Source organism: Halarsenatibacter silvermanii (assembly GCF_900103135.1).
In the GTDB taxonomy this organism is placed as follows: domain Bacteria; phylum Bacillota; class Halanaerobiia; order Halanaerobiales; family Halarsenatibacteraceae; genus Halarsenatibacter; species Halarsenatibacter silvermanii.
The window spans coordinates 44414-63637 of record NZ_FNGO01000013.1 but is presented as its reverse complement, the minus strand read 5'-3'; the positions used below and the strand labels follow the sequence as shown (position 1 = coordinate 63637).

At 49.4% G+C, this 19224-nt stretch carries 15 protein-coding genes; all 15 read left to right on the top strand.

What is annotated here, in order from left to right; all coding sequences use genetic code 11:
- Window positions 1-22 precede the first annotated feature (22 nt).
- The 15 genes from BLT15_RS08105 to BLT15_RS08035 all read left to right on the top strand — a co-directional run bounded on the left by BLT15_RS08105 (window position 23) and on the right by BLT15_RS08035 (window position 19218).
- Window positions 23-490, top strand: a complete 468-nt coding sequence (locus tag BLT15_RS08105) for an NADH-quinone oxidoreductase subunit NuoE family protein (protein WP_159429872.1) — start codon at window positions 23-25, stop codon at window positions 488-490.
- Window positions 474-2195, top strand: a complete 1722-nt coding sequence (locus BLT15_RS08100; protein WP_089760549.1) for an NADH-ubiquinone oxidoreductase-F iron-sulfur binding region domain-containing protein — start codon at window positions 474-476, stop codon at window positions 2193-2195. Before BLT15_RS08105 ends, BLT15_RS08100 begins: the two co-directional genes overlap by 17 nt.
- Window positions 2182-4227: an FAD-dependent oxidoreductase gene (locus BLT15_RS08095; protein WP_089760547.1), complete on the top strand. Its 2046-nt coding sequence runs from the start codon at window positions 2182-2184 to the stop codon at window positions 4225-4227. The genes BLT15_RS08100 and BLT15_RS08095 overlap by 14 nt, the downstream gene beginning before the upstream one ends.
- Window positions 4228-4253: 26 nt before the next feature.
- Complete coding sequence (locus tag BLT15_RS08090) at window positions 4254-5138, top strand: polyprenyl synthetase family protein (RefSeq protein ID WP_089760546.1); 885 nt, start codon at window positions 4254-4256, stop codon at window positions 5136-5138.
- A 27-nt stretch (window positions 5139-5165) separates the two neighbouring features.
- Complete coding sequence (dxs, locus tag BLT15_RS08085; RefSeq protein ID WP_089760544.1) at window positions 5166-7055, top strand: 1-deoxy-D-xylulose-5-phosphate synthase; 1890 nt, start codon at window positions 5166-5168, stop codon at window positions 7053-7055.
- 1 nt (window position 7056) lies between these two features.
- A complete protein-coding gene (locus tag BLT15_RS08080) occupies window positions 7057-7896 on the top strand; it encodes a TlyA family RNA methyltransferase (protein ID WP_089760542.1) in 840 nt (279 codons plus the stop codon).
- Window positions 7893-8759: an NAD(+)/NADH kinase gene (locus tag BLT15_RS08075; protein ID WP_143423042.1), complete on the top strand. Its 867-nt coding sequence runs from the start codon at window positions 7893-7895 to the stop codon at window positions 8757-8759. The genes BLT15_RS08080 and BLT15_RS08075 overlap by 4 nt, the downstream gene beginning before the upstream one ends.
- Before the next feature lie 92 nt (window positions 8760-8851).
- Window positions 8852-10561, top strand: coding sequence for a DNA repair protein RecN (gene recN / locus BLT15_RS08070; protein ID WP_089760538.1), 1710 nt, complete (start codon window positions 8852-8854; stop codon window positions 10559-10561).
- Window positions 10562-10634: 73 nt separating this feature from the next.
- Window positions 10635-11438, top strand: a complete 804-nt coding sequence (gene spo0A, locus BLT15_RS08065; protein WP_089760536.1) for a sporulation transcription factor Spo0A — start codon at window positions 10635-10637, stop codon at window positions 11436-11438.
- A 60-nt stretch (window positions 11439-11498) separates the two neighbouring features.
- Window positions 11499-12320 (top strand): TrmB family transcriptional regulator, encoded by an 822-nt coding sequence (locus tag BLT15_RS08060; protein WP_089760535.1) that lies wholly within the window; start codon window positions 11499-11501, stop codon window positions 12318-12320.
- 65 nt (window positions 12321-12385) lie between these two features.
- The gene (gene arcA / locus BLT15_RS08055) at window positions 12386-13621 is read left to right on the top strand and encodes an arginine deiminase (RefSeq protein WP_089760533.1); all 1236 of its coding nucleotides are present in this window, start codon (window positions 12386-12388) and stop codon (window positions 13619-13621) included.
- 108 nt (window positions 13622-13729) lie between these two features.
- Window positions 13730-14722, top strand: a complete 993-nt coding sequence (argF, locus tag BLT15_RS08050; RefSeq protein ID WP_089760531.1) for an ornithine carbamoyltransferase — start codon at window positions 13730-13732, stop codon at window positions 14720-14722.
- A 225-nt stretch (window positions 14723-14947) separates the two neighbouring features.
- A complete protein-coding gene (locus BLT15_RS08045; RefSeq protein WP_089760528.1) occupies window positions 14948-16717 on the top strand; it encodes a sigma-54 interaction domain-containing protein in 1770 nt (589 codons plus the stop codon).
- 442 nt (window positions 16718-17159) lie between these two features.
- Window positions 17160-18245 (top strand): Leu/Phe/Val dehydrogenase, encoded by a 1086-nt coding sequence (locus BLT15_RS08040; protein ID WP_089760579.1) that lies wholly within the window; start codon window positions 17160-17162, stop codon window positions 18243-18245.
- A 19-nt stretch (window positions 18246-18264) separates the two neighbouring features.
- Window positions 18265-19218, top strand: coding sequence for a bifunctional enoyl-CoA hydratase/phosphate acetyltransferase (locus tag BLT15_RS08035; protein ID WP_089760527.1), 954 nt, complete (start codon window positions 18265-18267; stop codon window positions 19216-19218).
- The last annotated feature ends 6 nt before the right edge of the window (window positions 19219-19224 follow it).

Here is a 19224-nt window from a genome sequence, read left to right as displayed (position 1 = left end):
TCCGACAAAGGAGATGGTAATTTTGGCTGAATTAGCTGAACTGGCCGCCGATGAATCCAATCTCATCAAGGCCCTGCAGCAGGAGCAGCGTGAGAACAATTATATTTCTGACGAAGCGATCGAGGAGATCAGTGAGAAATTTGATATGGCTCCCGTCGAAGTCGAAGGAGTGGTGAGTTTTTACACCCAGTTCAAAAGAGTTAAACCTGGCAAATATAAAATTCATGTTTGCGACGGCACCGCCTGTCACATACAGGGATCTTCCCTGGTTATGGGCTGGCTCAGCGATGAACTGGGTATAGATGTCGATGAAACTGACGATGAAAAACTCTTCACTCTGGAAGCTGTAGCCTGCCTGGGATGCTGCAGTCTTGCGCCTGTCATGAGCATCAACGGCAAAGTATACGGCAACTTAACCCGGGAGAAGACGCTGGATATTATAGAAGATTATCGTCAGAGGGAGGCTTCAGAAAATGATTCAGAGAATTAAGGTTGGCATGGCCACCTGCGGTATAGCGGCAGGTGCCAGTGAAGTCAAAGAAAAAATTGAAGAGGTAGCTCCCGACGAGGAGATAGTAGAGGTCGGCTGTATCGGTCACTGCTATGCCGAGCCTCTGGTGGAGATAGAGACCGAAGAGGGAAGTATTTTTTATGAGGATGTAGAGCCCGAGAAAGAGTTCATAGAAAAAATGCTTAATCTGGAAGAGGAAAACAGGTTCGAACCTCCATCTGTAAGGCAGGAGTGGGAAGAGCAGTACGTGCTGGGATTGGCCGGTGATATAGATCCCACTTCTTTTCAGGAATACGAGGAGAACTCCGGATTCACCGCTCTGAAAAAGGCTCTCGAGATGGAACCAGAAGAAATAGTAGAAGAGGTTAAAACTTCCGGCCTGCGAGGCCGGGGAGGTGGCGGTTTTCCCACTGGAATGAAATGGGACTTTCTCGCCTCCAGCGGCGAAAAGGACAAGGTGATGATCTGTAACGCTGACGAGGGAGATCCAGGAGCTTTCATGGATAGAACTTTGATGGAATCTCTTCCTCATCAGGTTTTAGAGGGCATGCTCATCGGAGCCTATGCCACCGGCGCCAATCAGCTTTTCATCTATTGTCGGGCCGAATATCCGCTGGCGGTAGAGCGTCTCAATATAGCCATCGAACAGATCGAGGAAAAAGGGCTCAATAATTTAAACGGGATGGAGGTCGAGATTACGGTTAAAGAAGGGGCTGGAGCTTTTGTCTGTGGTGAAGAGACAGCGATGATTCATTCGCTGGAGGGTAAAAGAGGAAATCCCAGATACCGCCCGCCCTATCCTACCGATGAAGGATTTAAGGGGCGTCCCACCCTGATAAACAATGTCGAAACTTTTTCCAATATCCCCCTGCTTGTCCGCGAGGGAGGAGAACAGTTTTCTCAGGTGGGGACCGAGAACAGCACCGGCACCAAGCTATTTGCACTGGCCGGCGATCTGGAGTATTCAGGCCTGGTAGAGGTGCCGATGGGTATATCTATCCATGATGTCGTTTACGGTATAGGAGGCGCCGAGGAAGGCAGTGTAAAAGCTGTCCAGATAGGCGGCCCCAGCGGCGGCTGTATTCCGGCCGAACATTTCGACACACCGGTCGATTACGATTCCTTGACCGAGCTGGGAGCAATAATGGGTTCCGGCGGTTTAATCGTCATCAGCGAAGGCCGCTGTATGGTCGAGACGGCCCGTTATTTCCTCGACTTTACCACCGAAGAAAGCTGTGGCAAATGCACTTTCTGTCGGGTTGGAACCAAACGTATGCTGGAAAAGCTAGAGAGAATAACAAACGGCGAGGGTACCGAGAAAGATATTCAGGATCTGGATGATCTGGGGCGGAAAATCATAGACGGCTCTCTCTGTGGACTGGGCCAGACCGCTCCCAACCCGGTTCTGACCACCCTTAAATATTTCCGCGGCGAATATGAAAGTCATGTCGAAGAAGATCACTGTCCGGCGCTGGAGTGCGATGAGCTCGTCGAAATTTATCTCGACAGGGATATCTGCATAGAATGTGAAAACTGCATAGAAAGCTGTCCGGTTGATGCTATTGACGAAGAATTCCAGATAGACGATGAAGCCTGTACCCGCTGTAACAGCTGTATCGAAGTCTGTCCAGTAGATGCTATATCAAGGGTAAGAAAGGGAGGTAAAGTTGATGTCCAGAGTTAATCTAACAATCGACGGCGAGACCTATCAGGTTGAGCCCGGCCAGACCATTCTGAAAGCAGCAGAGGAAGCCGGGGTAGATATCCCCACTCTCTGCCATCATGATGAAATAAGCGAAAATACATCCTGTTTTGTCTGTGTGGTAAAAAATGTTGAAAACGGTGAATGGCAGCCTTCCTGTACGAGTGAGATCCATGACGATATGGAGATTGAAGCCTTCACCGAAGAAGTAAAAGATATGCGCAAAACCTGTCTTGATCTGCTTCTTTCCGAGCATTCAGGTGATTGTGAGGCTCCGTGCACTATAGCCTGCCCCGCTCATGCCAAAGTTGAAGAATACGTGCAGGCAGGGCGCGCAGGAGAATTTGATAGAGCGCTGGAAATAATAAAGCAGAGGATCCCTCTGCCTATGAGCATCGGCAGAGTTTGTCCTCGCTTCTGTGAGGATGACTGCCGCCGCAATGTAAAAGAAGACGAAGAAGCGGTGGCTATCAATGATTTCAAGCGGACTTCGGCCGAATTGCACTACGATGATTATGTCGAACCGCGTGAGGAGTTGACAGGAGATAAGGTCGCAGTAATAGGGGCCGGCCCGGCCGGTCTGGGAACTGCCTATTTTCTGAGAATGGCCGGTATAGGTTCTGACATTTATGAGAAGAGGGAAAAACCCGGCGGTATGCTCCGCTATGGCATTCCTGAGTACAGGCTGCCCAAGGAAACGCTGGATCGAGAGCTGCAGCATTTTTATGACATGGACGGAGTGGAAATTCACTGCAATCAGGAGCTCGGGGAAGATCTAGATATAGAGGAGCTGAAGGAAGATTATGAGGCAGTAGTCGTATCCGTCGGCTGCTGGGAGCCGAAATCGATGAGAACAGAAGGCGAGGAGCTGGCCTGGGGCGGAATTGATTACCTGGAAAAGCTTTCCCGGCAGAATTTCGAAATGGAAGATCCCGGCGAAACCATAGTTGTCGGGGGCGGAAACACTGCCATGGACTGCGTTCGCTCCTCTCTCAGGCTCACAGATGATCAGGTCTCCTGTTATTATCGCCGGACTGAAAAACAGATGCCGGCCGAACAGATCGAGATAGATGAAGCCCGGGAAGAGGGCTGTAACTTCGAGTTTTTGAGCCAGCCGGTTAGTTTAAGAGAAGAGGATGGCCGACTGGTATTAGAATGCATAGAGATGGAGCTGGGCGAGCCCGATGCTTCAGGAAGAAGACGCCCTATTCCTATCGAAGGCAGCGAGTTTGAGGTTACTGCCGACACTGTTATTGCAGCTATCGGTCAGAATACGATTCCACCTGAAGGCGTACCAACCAATGATTGGGATGACGTAGCTGTTGAAGAGGAAAGTCATCACGTTGAGGACAATCTCTTCGCAGCCGGCGATTGTGTGACCGGTCCGGCCACCGTGGTGGAAGCGGTAGCCGCCGCCCGCAAAGCAGCCAGTAATATTCAGGATTATCTGGCCGGAAACGAGATGGATGAAGCCTACCAGATAAACGTGACCAGAGGTCACTGGCAGTCTCTGGCCGATGAAGATCTGGTATATCTCGAAGAACCTCAGGATCAGACCCGGGTTGAACTTCCTCATATGGAAGCTGACATAAGAGTCGATAATTTTGCCGAGGTGACCGAAACAATAGACCCTGAAAATATAGAGGAAGAAGGAGAACGATGCTTTAAATGCAGCTGCACCGCTAAAGATGACTGTTATCTTAAGGAGCATTCCGAGACATACAAAGCAGATCCTGAATATTTCGAAGGGAACGAGAAAATAGACTTCGGATACGATAATGACCATCCCGAGATCATACTCGATCGCGGCAAATGCATAAAATGCGGCATCTGCGTGAAGATATGCAGGGAAGTTGTCAATGAATATCTTCTGGGCTTTAAAGAGAGAGGTTATGAGACTCATATCGATACCGCTTTCTCCAAAACCCTGCCGACTGATTGTGATGATTGTGGAGAATGCATTGAAGCCTGTCCCGTCGGAGCTCTGGACTGGAAGGAAAAAGAGCTGGAGTAAATTAAATTTTGCCGGAGGGTTGAAATTTGCCAGATAAAATAGAAGAAGAGCTCAAGGATCGAGCCGATAATTTCGATGAATACCTGGAAGAACTGCTGGCCGGGCTGAATATTCATCCCGACCTGGAAGATCCCGTTTCCTACACCCTTCTGGCCGGCGGGAAGAGGATAAGACCTATTCTGACAACCGCTGTCTGCAGAATGCTTGAGGGAGAGCTCAGGGCTGCTCGCGATTTTGGGGCAGCCCTTGAGTTTATTCATACATATTCTCTAATTCACGATGATCTGCCCTGTATGGATGACGATGAGCTCAGAAGGGGAAAAAAGGCCAGCCATATAGTATTTGGAGAGGCCCGGGCGGTTCTGGCCGGCGATGCCCTGCAGTCACTGGCATTTGAAATCCTGGCCGGTATAGAGGAAATAGATTACCGGAGCCGCTGCCGGCTGGTAGAACTTCTGGCTTCTGCAGCCGGGCCGGCCGGCATGGTCGCCGGGCAGGCGCTGGATCTAAAAGCAGAAGATCAGGATATTTCTCTGGAGGAGTTAAAGGAAATTCATAGAGCCAAAACCGGAGCTTTATTCCGGGCGGCAATTTTAGGGGGAGCTCACTGCGCTGACAGCGAGGAAAAACAGCTGCTTTCCCTGGAGGAGTATGCCCGACAGCTGGGCCTGACTTTCCAGATAGTTGATGATATACTGGATGTAACGGGCAGCGAAGAGGAGCTGGGAAAAAAAGTCGGCGGGGATGAAGCAGGCCAGAAGACCACCTATATCACTTTGCTGGGCCTGGAAGAGGCCAGAAAAGAAGCCAGGGCTGCTGCCAGATCAGCCCGAAAAGCGCTTTCGCCTTTTGGTGAGAGAGCAGAATTTCTGTCCGAACTGGTCAATTTCGTTCTGGAAAGACAGCATTGAATGATTTATCTGTGAGGTGAAAATATAATGTCCGAACTGCTCGAGAAGGTAAACACCCCCGATGATCTCGACGGTCTGAAAGCTGATGAGCTGAACCGCCTGGCGGAGGAGATCAGAGATTATCTAATAGAAACTATATCAAAAACAGGAGGTCATCTCGCCTCCAATCTGGGAGTTGTGGAATTGACCGTCGCCCTCCACCGCCACCTGAAAAGCCCCCGGGATAGCATCATCTGGGATGTAGGTCACCAGAGTTATACTCATAAGATACTGACCGGCCGTAAAAAAGAACTTTCCACAATTCGTCAGGGGGGAGGATTGAGCGGTTTTCCCAAAAGGGATGAGAGCGAACACGATAAGATAAACACGGGACACAGCAGCACTTCCATATCCTCAGCCCTGGGCATGGCCAGAGCTCGCGATCACCGGAGCAGCGAGGAAAGAGTTTACTGTGTTATAGGTGATGGAGCCATAACCGGCGGTATGGCGATGGAAGCTCTCAACCACGCCGGCCATGTAGGCACCGATCTGACGGTTATTTTGAATGATAACGAGATGTCGATCTCCAAAAATGTAGGAGCTCTTTCCAGCTATCTCAGCAAACTTCGCTCCGAACCCGGCCTGCGCCGGCTGAAGGAAGATATGAGCGATATCGTCGATTCCATCCCGGGGATCGGCAGCAGCGTATCCCGCACTGTCGACAAAGCCAAGGACAGCGTTAAATACATGATGGTACCGGGGATCATTTTCGAGGAGCTCGGTTTCACCTATCTGGGTCCCGTATCGGGTCATGATATCGAAAGCCTGCAAAAAGTCTTTAAGCAGGCAGATAAAATATCCGGTCCTGTTTTGATCCATGCAGCCACGGTCAAGGGTAAGGGTTATTGTCCGGCTGAAGATGAGCCCTGTGATTATCACGGTGTGAGTTCTTTCGAAATAGAGAGCGGAAGCCAGAATCGTTCGCGCGAAAACCCCACCTATAGCGATGTCTTTGGGGAAACCCTGTCCGAAATGGGCGAGACCGATATCAGAATAGTCGGAATTACAGCTGCAATGCCGGCCGGGACCGGGCTGGAAAAATTCGCCGACCGCTTTCCCAACCGCTTTTACGATGTCGGAATCGCCGAGCAGCATGCGCTCACTTTCGGTGCCGGACTGGCCCGGGGAGGAATGCGGCCGGTGGTTTCAATTTATTCCACTTTTCTACAGCGCGGATACGATCAGGTGATCCATGATATCTGCCTGCAGGAGCTGCCGGTTATAATCGGCATAGATCGCGCCGGCATTGTCGGGGGAGATGGAGAAACTCACCAGGGTCAATTCGATATCTCCTTTCTCCGGGCCATCCCCAATTTGACGATGATGGCTCCCAGAGATGAAGCCGAGCTTGCCCGCATGATGTGGACTGCTTATAAGCTGGAAAAGCCTGCGGCTATCAGGTATCCCCGGGGTGAGGGTGAAGGTGTCGATATTCCTGAAAGCCCGGATACGATCCCGACAGGAGAAGGAGAAAGACTGCGGGAGGGTGAAGATGTAGAGATAATAGCTCTGGGCTCTATGGTTTATCCCGCGCTGGCGGCTGCCGAACTCCTCGAAGAACAGGGAATATCTGCCGGTGTTTTCGACGCCAGATTTATCCAGCCGCTGGACGATAAAATTCTGGAAATCGTCTCCCAATCCAGTCTCCTGGTGACTGCCGAGGAAAATGCGGTGAGCGGTGGCTTTGGCAGCTTGATAGTCGAAAAGGCGGGCCAGGCCGATATAAATCTTCCCGATAGCTTCATAAATATCGGGCTGCCGGACGAATTCATCCCTCATGGAGACCAGCAAAAGATGCGGAGAAAATATGGGCTGGATGCTGAATCGATAGCCGGGAGAATATCCTCCCGGATAAAGGGAGATGGAGGGAGGATTTGAGATGAGCCAGAAAAAAGAGCGGCTTGATCTGCTGCTGGCCGAAAAAGGATATTTTTCCTCGCGCAGCAAAGCAAAAAGAGCTATCATGGCAGGAGAAGTATTAGTCAACCAAGAATTAATTGATAAGGCAGGCGAAAAAGTTCCCGTCGACGCCAAAATAGAGGTAGAATCAAAGCAGAGATTCGTCAGCCGCGGCGGCAGGAAGCTTCTCAGAGCTCTGGAATACTTTCAGGTCGATCCAGCCGGCAAAAAAGCTCTCGACATCGGGTCTTCGACCGGGGGATTTACCGATTGTCTTTTACAGCAGGGAGCCCGCAAAGTTTGTGCGGTCGACTCAGGCACCAATCAACTGGCCTGGAAGCTCAGGGATGACGACAGGGTCGAGGTGAGAGAGCAGACGAACTTCAGATATCTGTCTCCCCGGGATCTGGGGGCCAGGTTTGAACTGGTAGTGGTAGATGTATCTTTTATTTCTCTGACTCTCATACTTCCCGTCGCCGTCAGATTTATGGAGGACGGCGCCGAACTGATATCGCTGGTTAAACCTCAGTTTGAAGCCGGTCCGGAAAATGTCGAAACCGGGGGTGTGGTGCGGGATCCGAAAGTTCACAGAGAAGTCATAGAAAGAGTACAATCCTGCGCAGCCGAGCATAATATAAAAGTAGAGGGTTTAATCCATTCGCCGATAACCGGCGGTAAATCAAGCAACATTGAATATTTGCTCTACGGCAGGTACAGAGCTGATTTAGCGGAAGAAAAATCCGGTCAGGTGAATAAACTTTCCGGTGAAAAAATAGTTGAAGCCATCGACTCCGCGCACAGAGAATTAAAAGGGAGTTGATTTATATTCCTACTATCGGCATCATGGTCAATACGGGCAAGAAAAAAGCCATAGAACTGGGAAACCGTTTTCTGGAATTTCTCCAGGACAGATCCCTTCCCTATCTGGTTGAACCCGGATCTGCCGGCTGTTATAAAGGAGTCAACCGGGCTGGATCTTTCGAGGAAGTTCAAGAAAAAGTAGATTATCTATTTATTTTCGGAGGAGACGGTACTCTGCTCAGAGCCGCGGGCAAATTCTGCGGAACAGGCATTCCTCTTCTCGGCATAAACGTCGGCAGTCTGGGTTTTATGACTGTCATCGAAGCAGATTTTTTATATGAGGCAGCCGAAGAACTGCTCGCGGGTAATTTTACCATAACCAGCAGAATGATGATAGCCAGCAGCGTATATAGAGACGGAGAGAAGATTTACTGCAGCCACGGTCTCAACGATGCCGTCATTTCTCGGGGCGATAATCAAAATTTGCTGAGGCTAAATTTTTATATAGACGAAGAATTTATCGCCGAATATCAGGGTGATGGTATGATCGCCGCTACCCCTACCGGTTCGACAGCTTATTCTCTCTCGGCTGGTGGTCCGATAATCAATCCCGGTCTCGATGTCATGCTTCTGACACCGATTTGTCCTCACAATCTTTATATCCGCCCCATGGTGATCCGCAGCGATGAGCAGGTCAGAATCAAACCCCGCACCAAATCCGGCGGCATGAGGATAAGCACCGACGGGCGCAGCACCTGTAGTCTATCAAATAATGATGAGATCATCGTGGAAAGATCCGATAATGAAGTCAAAATGATCCATTTCCCCGATCGCAATTTTTATCGCATCCTGCGGGACAAGATGAAGCTGGGGAAGTTTTAACCCGGCTTCAGGTCTGTAAATCCGCTGCTCGTTTTCATTCTTCCGGTTTAAGGATAATTTTTATCCAAAATTCTCTGCAGAGGAGAGAGATTATGCTTGGGGATCTGGTGTTGAAGAATTTTGCCATTATTGAAGAGGCAAATATATCATTCTGTCAGGGTTTAAATATACTCACCGGTGAAACAGGGGCCGGCAAATCGATAATTATTAGGGCGCTAGAGATGCTTTTTGGAGGCAGAGCCGATTCTTCTGTTATCAAGGACGGAAAAAATGCTGCCTTCATCGAAGCCAATTATTTTACCCGCGATTCCGAAAAGATTGACAGTATAATTTCGGAGGCGGGAGTGGAGCCGGAGGATGAAGGGCTGATTATCTCCCGCGAGATCAGGCGCAGCGGCAGAAATCGCTGCCGGATCAACGGTCAGCTGGTCCCGCTCTGGCTTATCAGAGAAGTCGGCAGTAAGCTGGTAGATATACACGGTCAGCACGAACATCAAAGTCTGATCAGAAGCTCAAATCACCGCGATATCCTTGATCAATTTCTATCTGATGAGGGTTTTGAGCTGCGCCGGGAAATAGCTGACGGGTATGCAGAATTGAAAGATCTCACCGACCGTCGGGAGGAGCTCTCCCATCAGGCCAGCGACCGGGAGAGAAGACTTGATATAATAGATTATCAGCTGGAGGAGATCGATTCGGCAAACCTCGAGGAGGGCGAACTGGAAGAAGTCAAACAGGAGCTTTCACGTCTGAACCATCAGGAGGAGATACATTCTATCACGGGGGAAGCCGGTGAGCTGGTCAACGGCAGCGAATATGAGGAAGGAGCCCTGCTTGACAGCATGGGTGATCTTAAGGCAAAACTAAACAGCATCGCCGAATATGACAGCGAGCTGGCTGAACTTTCAGAGCTGGCCGAGGAAATATATTATTCTCTGCAGGATCTGGGCTATAGACTCAGGGATTATCATGAAGATCAGGTATTTGATCCTGGCCGGGTGCGCGAGCTGGAAGAGAGGCTTGATACCATCAACACCCTCAAAAGAAAATACGGGGAGAGCATAGAGGAAATTATCGCCTACCGGCAGGAGCTCGAGGAGGAAAGGCAGGAGCTGGAACAGCTGGAAGAGAGGTTAAAAGAGGTTGATTCGAGGATGGAAAATCTCAGAAAAAAGCTGATGGATAAAGCTCAGAAGCTTTCCCTTTTGAGGGAAAAGGCGGCTGAAAACCTGGAAAAAGAGATCGAGAACCAGCTGGAGGATCTGGCTCTCTCCGAAGCCAGGTTCAGCATCGAACTTCATTCACGGGAGGAGTTGAATAGCGCCGGTCTCGATGATGTACAGTTCAAAATAGCCGTCAATCCGGGTACCGAGTTGAAAAGGCTGGACAGAGTTGCTTCCGGCGGAGAATTGTCCCGGATAATGCTGGCCTTCAAAACTATCACAGCCGAAACTGAGAGTGTGGAGACGATCATATTTGACGAAATCGACGCCGGCGTGGGAGGGAAAACAGCCCTCAGGGTGGCCGATAAACTGGCTGCATTGAGCTTAAGACATCAGGTCATCAGCATAACCCATCTGCCTCAGCTGGCCAGCATGGCCGACAGGCATTTTTACATCGAAAAAGAGACTGACAGTGAAAAAGAGACAGTGGCCACAGAGGTCGAATCGCTGGACAAAGAGGAGAGAAAGACAGAGCTATCGAGGATGTTAAGCGGCAGAGAAGAGAGCAGCACCGGTTTCGAACACGCCGAGGAGATGCTTGCCAGGGCGGAGAGGATAAAAAGCGACAGAGGTGCTTAATTTTTTATTAAACAGATCGATTCGGATCAGTCCAGACGGATCTTTGCATAAGGTATAAGGGGGCAGCTTAAATATGAACGAAGTGATCGATATGCTGATGGTTGAGGACAACAGGAGGCTATGTCAGGTTTTTCAGGATTATTTTACCGACAGGGATGAGTTTAATGTGGTTGGTGTTGCTCACGACGGGGAAAAAGGGCTAAATATGATCAGAGAAAACAGCATTGATGTGCTTATTCTCGATCTTATTTTACCTCACATTGATGGTATCGGAGTTATGGAAAGACTGGACGCTGCCGAATTGAAAGATGATCTGACCGTTATCGTGGTCTCAGCTTTCATGAAGGAAAATGTAGCCGCCAGGCTCAGTCAGCTGGGGGTTGATTATTATGTTTTAAAGCCTTTTTCTTTTTCTGACCTGAAAAAAAGAATAAAAGAAATGGTGCAGTTGAATAATCAACAGGTGGAAAAAAAGCTGGCTGTTATCGATCTGAATGATGGTCAGCAGGATAACGATGAGAACGAGATTAATCTCGAGAAAAAGATCAGCGAAGTTCTTCATAATCTCGGTGTTCCGGCTCATATCAAAGGATATCTCTATTTAAAAGAGGCTATCGGTCTCGTGATTGAGGAAGTCGAGCTTTTGGGGGCTGTGACCAAAAAGTTATATCCACAGGTGGCCGAGGAATTCGACACCACCTCCAGCAGAGTTGAAAGAGCCATAAGACATGCCGTCGATGTCGTCTGGGAAAATGGCAACAGGGAGGAGCTGGAAAAATACTTTGCCAACAAACACGATGCGAGCGGAGATTGTCCCCCCAACTCTCAATTCATAGCCGAAATAGCCGAGAGGATGAGGTTTGAAGTAGATCAATAATTTAAATCATTTTAAAGCCAGACAATATCTGCGTTCGACAAACTGGAAGGAGAAGTTTTCATGACGGCCAGCAGCAGCGAAGAATTGATACTGGAAAAAATGTCCGAACTCGGCTTCAATAAATATGAGGCCAAAACTTATATGACACTTATCGAACATCAGGAGATAAGCGCCTATGAGATAAGCAAAAGATCAGGCGTCCCGCAGTCCAAAATTTACGAAACCGTCAATCGCCTGGTCGAGGAAGGGTTTGTCATATCCCAGGGGGAAAATCCCGTTTTATATTCAGCCCTGCCGCTGACCGAATTTATAAACCGGCACCGCACCCGCATCGAAAGCTCGCTCACGGTGCTGGAAGAAGAGCTCAAAAAGCAGCAGGAACAGCCGGAAGTGGATTATATGTGGCATTTAAAGGGGCGGCAGAGCTGCTTTGAAAAGGTGAGAGAGGTCATTGACGGAGCCGAAAAGAGGCTTTTAATCGAGGTCTGGGAGGAAGAACTGGACGAAATTTTTCCGCTTCTAAACTCGGCTGCTGAGAGCGGGGTCAATATTCTGCAGGTATATTATGGTGAAAGGGAGCAGCTGCCGGGCAGGGTATACCATCACCGCATGGAAGGGATGCAGGAAGAAGCCCGGGAAAAAGGCAGGTGGTTGACCGCCGTAGCCGACAGGCAGGAGGCTTTTTTCGGTTCTTTTGGCCAGCAGAAACCTGAAGCTGTCTGGACGCAAAACCAGGCTTTTATGATGATGGCTGAAAATTTCATAACCCATGATATTTTTATAGCAGAAATATATAACAGCATTCCCGAGCGTATCCAGGAGTTATTCGGCCCCAACCTGGAAAAACTCAGGGAGGAACTGGATATCTGGCCCTCCGTTTGATCGGTTTTTTGACGGCTGAGCGAAAAATTTTAACAGCGTCAGATATCCAGCTGGGGGGTTAGTCCATGAATTTTAGTCCGCTCGAGGTTTATTCGGAGATCGGTCCGCTCGAGAAAGTTCTCCTGCACAGACCCGGCCCGGAGCTGGAAAAATTAACTCCGGAAATGCTGGAGAGGCTTTTATTCGATGATATTCCTTTTCTCAGGGTAGCCCGGCGGGAACACGACGAGTTTGCCGGAGTTTTATCCCGCAGCGGCGTTGAGGTTTGTTATCTGGAGCAGCTTATGGCTGAATCGCTGATTGATTCCCGGGTTAGACAGAGATTTTTGGAACATTTTCTTGACGAAGCGGGAATTGTCAATCTCAGCCGCCGGGAAATGCTGCTGGATTTTTTGCAGGATTTCGATGATCTGGAACTGATAAAAACTCTTATGGCCGGTGTCCGCAAAGAGGAAATAGCGGGGTTAAAAAACAGATCTTTAGCCGATATGGTCGAGGCAGACCATCCTTTTCTGCTCGAGCCCATGCCCAATCTTTATTTTACCCGCGATCCCTTTGCCGTAATCGGCAGCGGTATAAGTTTAAATCGGATGAAATTTGCGACCCGCAACCGCGAAACCATATTTGCCGAGTACATATTCAACTTCCATCCTGATTTTCGTGAGCTCGATATTCCCCGCTGGTACAGCCGTTATGAGGAATCCACTCTGGAAGGCGGCGATCTTCTTGTTTTAAATGAAGAAGTGCTGGCCGCGGGTATTTCCGAGAGATCGAGTCCGGAGGCCATCGAAAAGTTTTCGCGCCGGGTTTTAAAATACGAGCGCTTCACAACAGTGCTGGCTTTTAAAATTCCCGCACGCCGGGCCTTTATGCACCTCGATACCGTCTTTACGATGGTCGATCACGATATTTTTACAATTCATGCCGAAATAGAAGGTCCTCTGCAGGTATATTCGCTGAGAATAGCAGAGGACGATGAGCTGAGAATAAGCGAGGAGAGGGCGGAACTTGAGGAAATTCTCAAAAATTATCTGGACCTCGAGGAGATAAAGCTTATCAGATGCGCCGATGGAGATCCCATAAACGGCAGGCGGGAGCAGTGGAATGATGGTTCCAATACCCTGGCGGTAGCGCCGGGTAAAGTGGTGGTATATTCTCGCAACTATGTCACCAACAGGCTTTTGAAGGAGAGCGGAGTTGAGGTTGAGGTTATTCCCAGTTCGGAACTTTCCCGCGGCCGGGGCGGACCCAGGTGCATGACGATGCCTCTTATCAGGGAAAATATCGAGTCCTGTCGCTAGATAAATTGTTCGCAGGTAATAGCTCAGGTCCAGGCAGCCAGGCGAAAAGAAATTATCCACAGCCAAAAATGTTCTTTTACATAAATTATATATTCTGGAGTGATTTTGATGCCAAAAAATTTAACCGGACGCAACTTTCTCAAACTGCTCGATTTCACCCCTGCTGAGATCGAATATCTTCTCGATTTATCCCGGGATCTCAAACGCAAAAAGCGGGCAGGTATAATGGGCAGGCAGCTCGAAGGTACAAACATAGCCCTGCTTTTTGAGAAACCATCCACCCGCACCCGCTGCTCATTTGCGGTGGCCGCCAGCGACGAGGGGGCCAGCACCGAGTTTCTGGGCAAAAACGATATCCAGCTGGGAAAAAAGGAGACCGTGGCCGATACAGCCAGGGTGCTGGGACGATATTTTGACGGAATTCAGTTTCGAGGATTCGAACACGAAAGCGTCGAAATTCTGGGCAGTGAGGCGGGAGTGCCGGTCTGGAATGGACTCACCGACAAATTCCATCCAACCCAGGTACTGGCAGATCTGATGACTCTGAGGGAAAACTTCGGCCGACTGAGAGACTTAAAACTTGTTTTCGCCGGTGATGGCCGCAACAACATGGCCAACTCACTCATGGTCGGTTCGGCGCTGATGGGCGTTGATTATGCGATCACTTCTCCTGAAGAACTCTGGCCGGATGATGAGCTGGTGGAGGAATGTCGGGAGATTGCCGAAGGTTCCGGGGCTGAAATCAGCATCGGAGATGAACCGGCAGAGGATGTGACCGGCGCCGATGCCATCTACACGGACGTCTGGATATCGATGGGCGAAGAGGCCCGCATGCGGGAAAGAATCGAGCTTTTAAGCCCCTATCAGGTCGATAGAGAGATGCTCGAGCAGACCGAAAACGACGATATCATCTTCCTTCACTGTCTGCCGGCCTATCACAATACCGATACCGAGATCGGACAGAAAGTTTACGAGGAATACGGACTGGAGGAGATGGAAGTCACCGATGAAGTTTTTGAAAGCAGGCATGCCAGAGTTTTTGACCAGGCCGAAAATAGAATGCATACCATCAAAGCTGTTATGGTAGCAACCATGACCTGATTGGAGAAGTTATATTCTAGCTTTTTCGATAATGGCCGCCCTCCGGGGCGGCTTTTATCGCTTAATCTGTGTGCTTCGTTGATGCCTGCAACCTTCTTGATGCTCTCGATCAGCAGATGCTCAAGAGTCTGTAAACTCATTAATTTTACTATACATCATCCTTATGATATCATAAAATCGGAAAATTCAGGCCTTAAAACCGCTCCGGTTGACAGGGGGTAAATTATGGCCGAATCCAAAAAAATCCTGAATCTCCAGGAAGAACTCGAGAGGTTGAGGAGAGAAAATTTAAAAAAAGATGTTATCATCAATTCCACCCATGATGGCATGATAGCTATCGACAGCGATTATCGGGTGGAGTTGTACAATCAGGCTGCTGAGAAAATTCTGCAGATCCCCCGCCAGGAAGTGCTCAACAGACATGTCAGAGATGTCATTCCCAACACCCGCCTCCATATTATCCTGGAAAGCGGCAGGGCTGAGCTGCAGAAAACCCAGGAAGTGGGCGATATAACCATAGTGACCAACAGAGTTCCGGTTAGAGATCAAAATGGCGAGATAATCGGAGCGGCGGCAGTTTTCCGCGACAAAACCGAGGTGGTGGAACTGGCCGAGGAGATCACCGACTTAAAGGAAGTCAGGAGCATGCTGAAAGCCATAATCAACTCCACTCAGGACGCCATCTCGGTGGTTGACAGTGATGGCCAGGGCATACTGATAAATCCGGCCTATACACGACTTACAGGTCTTACCGAGGAGGATGTGATCGGCAAACCGGCCGATGTAGATATTGCCGAGGGCGAGAGTATGCACTATCAGGTGCTGGAAACCGAAGAACCCGTGAGGGGAGAAAGGCTTAAGGTGGGGCCGCAGAAAAAAGAGGTCATAGTCGATGTAGCCCCTATAAAAGTTGATGGCGAACTCAAGGGAAGCGTGGGAGTAATTCACGATGTTTCCCAGATAAAACGGCTGACGAGGGAGCTGGACGAAGCCAAAAGGAAGCTGAGAGAACTCCAGGCCCGGTACAGTTTTGAGGATATCGTCGGCAGCAGCGACACCATGCGGGCTGTCATAAACAGGGCCAAAAAAGCCTCGCGCACTCCGGCCACCGTGCTTTTGCGAGGAGAAAGCGGCACGGGCAAAGAATTATTCGCCCACGCCATCCACAACAGGAGCGATCGCGGCGATTATAAATTTGTCAGGGTTAACTGCAATTCGCTGGCCGATAATCTTCTGGAAAGCGAACTTTTTGGCTATGAGGAAGGAGCTTTTACCGGAGCAAAAGAGGGTGGCAAAAAAGGACTGTTTGAGGAAGCTGACGGCGGAACAATATTTCTGGATGAGATCGGCAAGATCAGCAAAAACCTGCAGATCAAACTCCTCAGGGTTCTGCAGGAAAAGGAGATAATCCGGGTCGGCGGCACTCATCCACTCAACGTCGATGTGCGGATGATTATGGCCACCAATGTGAATCTGGAAAGAGCTGTACAGAAGGGCGAATTCAGAGAAGATCTCTACTACAGGCTCAATGTCTTTCCTCTGACCATCCCACCTCTGCGGGAAAGAAAGGAAGATATTCCCCCGCTGGTTCACAATATCATCAGAAAGTTCAATCAGGAGTACGGCCGGGCGGTTGAGGATTGCACATCTGAGGTGATCGAAAAGCTTACCGAATATCACTGGCCGGGTAATGTCAGAGAGCTGGAAAATGTTATCGGCCAGGCCATGATTCATATGCAGATGGAAGAAGAGATTATCAGGCCGGAACATCTGCCCGGACTGGAAATAAGAGATCAACCCCCGGAAGCAGCCACCGATAGAATTCCCTCCTCGCTGGAGGATCGCTCCCTCAAAGAAATTATGGACGAGACCGAGAAAAATTTAATCATCGAAGCTTTGAACAGCACCGAGGGCAGCCGCAAAAAAGCAGCCGAGAAACTCGGCATATCCGTTCGCAGTCTCTATTATAAGATGGATAAATACGGTATCGATTGACCGGGTTATCAGCCAGCCCATAATTTATAATTGAAAACCTGAAAGAACATGCCTGCAAGGATTTTCAGGTCTGCACATCTTTTCAGGTTTAATTACCGTTTATTCAGGCTTTTTCAGGCTTAAATACAGCCGATCGGAAGAACTTTGTCCCCTGTGATGGATTTTTGTAACAAAATTTTCCCTTCTCCAGCTTTTAACTCCCTTATGTCTGGACTTTTTTCCTGTTGTCCAGCAAATTTACCTCTGAAAGCTTATGGGTATTTTCTTTCCGGCCTTTTGGCATGAAGCTTGCATGCTAATTAAATGAGCAGCATCCAGGTCGACTTTTCCCGCGCAATTTTTTAAACACCTATTTGCCAGCTGAAGACAGGAAGATCCAATATTTATGGTCTTTCTCCATATTTTCAAGAATAAAAAATGTTTTTCATCCGGGGGGATTGCTGTGGGTATTTTTGAGAAGATGGAAGAAAATGACCAGGAACAGCTGATATTCGTGCAGGAGAACGAAAATGATCTGAAGGGAATTATAGGCATCAATAACACAATTTTGGGGCCAGCTCTGGGCGGCTGCAGAATGCTGGATTATGAAAGCGAGGAGCAGGCTGTTGAAGATGTGATCAGGTTGTCCCGGGGTATGACCTATAAGTCGGCTGTAGCCGGCGAGGACTTCGGCGGCGGCAAGACAGTTATCTGGGGCGATCCCGAAACACACCGCACCGAAGGTCTTTTTCGCGCCCTGGGCCGTTATATCGATGCTTTGAACGGTCGTTATATCACCGGGACCGATGTGGGCACTCAACCTGAAGACTTTGTCCTGATGAGAAAGGAGACCCCCTATGTGGGGGCGCTGCCGGAAGAGTACGGCGGCGGTGGAGACTCCTCTGTTCCCACAGCTTACGGGACATATCTCGGTCTCAAGGCCTGCTGTCAGTACCTTTATGGAGAGAAAAGCCTGGAGGGAAAGAAGATTGCAGTTCAGGGCCTGGGGAAGGTCGGTTTCAAACTGATTAAGCATCTGCAGGATGAAGGAGCAGAAGTTATCGGCACTGATGTCTCCAGCGAGAGGATAAAAAGAGCCTCGGGGCTGGGCGTCGAGATCGTCGAACCGGAGGAGATTTATGATGTTGACTGCGATATTTTCTCGCCCAATGCATTAGGGGCGGTGGTCAATGAGGATACCATCGAGAGGTTTAAGTGCGATATCATAGCGGGAGCTGCCAACAATGTCCTGGCTGAAGAGAATTTTGGCCATAAGTTGAGGGAAAAAGATATTCTCTACGCTCCCGATTTTGTCATCAATGCCGGCGGTATGATACTTGTCTGCGATGAGCTCGAACCCGACGGCTTTGATCAGGAGAGAATGATGAAAAAGACAGAGCGCATCTATGATCAGCTTTTGAATATCTTCGAACTGGCTGATGAAAGAGACATACCCACCGATCAGGCCGCCCGCAGGCTGGCCGAAAATAGGATGGAAAAAATTAAGGTTACCAGGACGATAGGCAAAGGAGAGCTAAACTTGGACTGATAAAAACAGGAGGTCATCAATGTCCGGGAATAACAAAAGCCAGATAAGGGATAAAATGTACGAGGATATGAATGAACTGATTCAGGAGGCAGCGGAGAAACCGGCAGCCCGCATGACAGTAGCGGCCGCCGGCGATAAAGTTGTGCTCGAAGCTGTGCTGAGAGCGGCCGAGAAAGGGATCATAGAACCGGTGCTAATCGGCGATGAGGAGAAGATTGCCGCGTTTTTGAGAGAGCTGGGAGCGGAACCCGGCTCCTTTGAGATCATCGGCGTCGACAGCAAAAAAAAGGCAGCCGATAATGCGGTTGAACGCGTGGCCCGGGGTGAGGCGGACTTCCCCATGAAGGGTCTTCTCGGCACCAGCCTGATTTTGAGATCTTTCCTCGACAGTCGATACGGTTTCAAAACGGACCGGCTTTTAAGCCTGGTGACGCTTATGGAGCTGAATAAATTCGGTCGAAAAATGGTGTTTTTATCCGATGCCGGCATGAATATATCGCCTTCGCTGGCTGAAAAAGCCGACATAATCAGAAACTCGGTCGAACTGGCCCGCAGAGCCGGGCTGGAAAACCCGCGGGTGGCTCCGCTGGCAGCGGTGGAAAAAGTCAATGATAATATGCCGGTTACCGAAGAAGCCGCTATTTTGAGCAAAATGTCCGATAGAGGTCAGCTGGCCGATTGTACTGTCGATGGACCTCTGGCCCTCGATAATGCAATTTCTAAAGAAGCCGCCGAACACAAAGGTATCGAGAGTCCGGTGGCGGGCAGGGCTGACATTTTATTAGTTCCCAATATCGAGGTCGGCAATGTGCTCTACAAAGCCCTGATTTATTACGGTGAAGTCAGAGCGGCCAGCGTGGTCATGGGGGCTGAGGTTCCGGCGGTCGTGTCCTCCCGGGCAGATTCAGCCGAAACAAAATTCAACTCTATCGCTCTGGCCAAGCTGGTGGCTCAAACTGAGGTCAAAAATTAGGCTCTT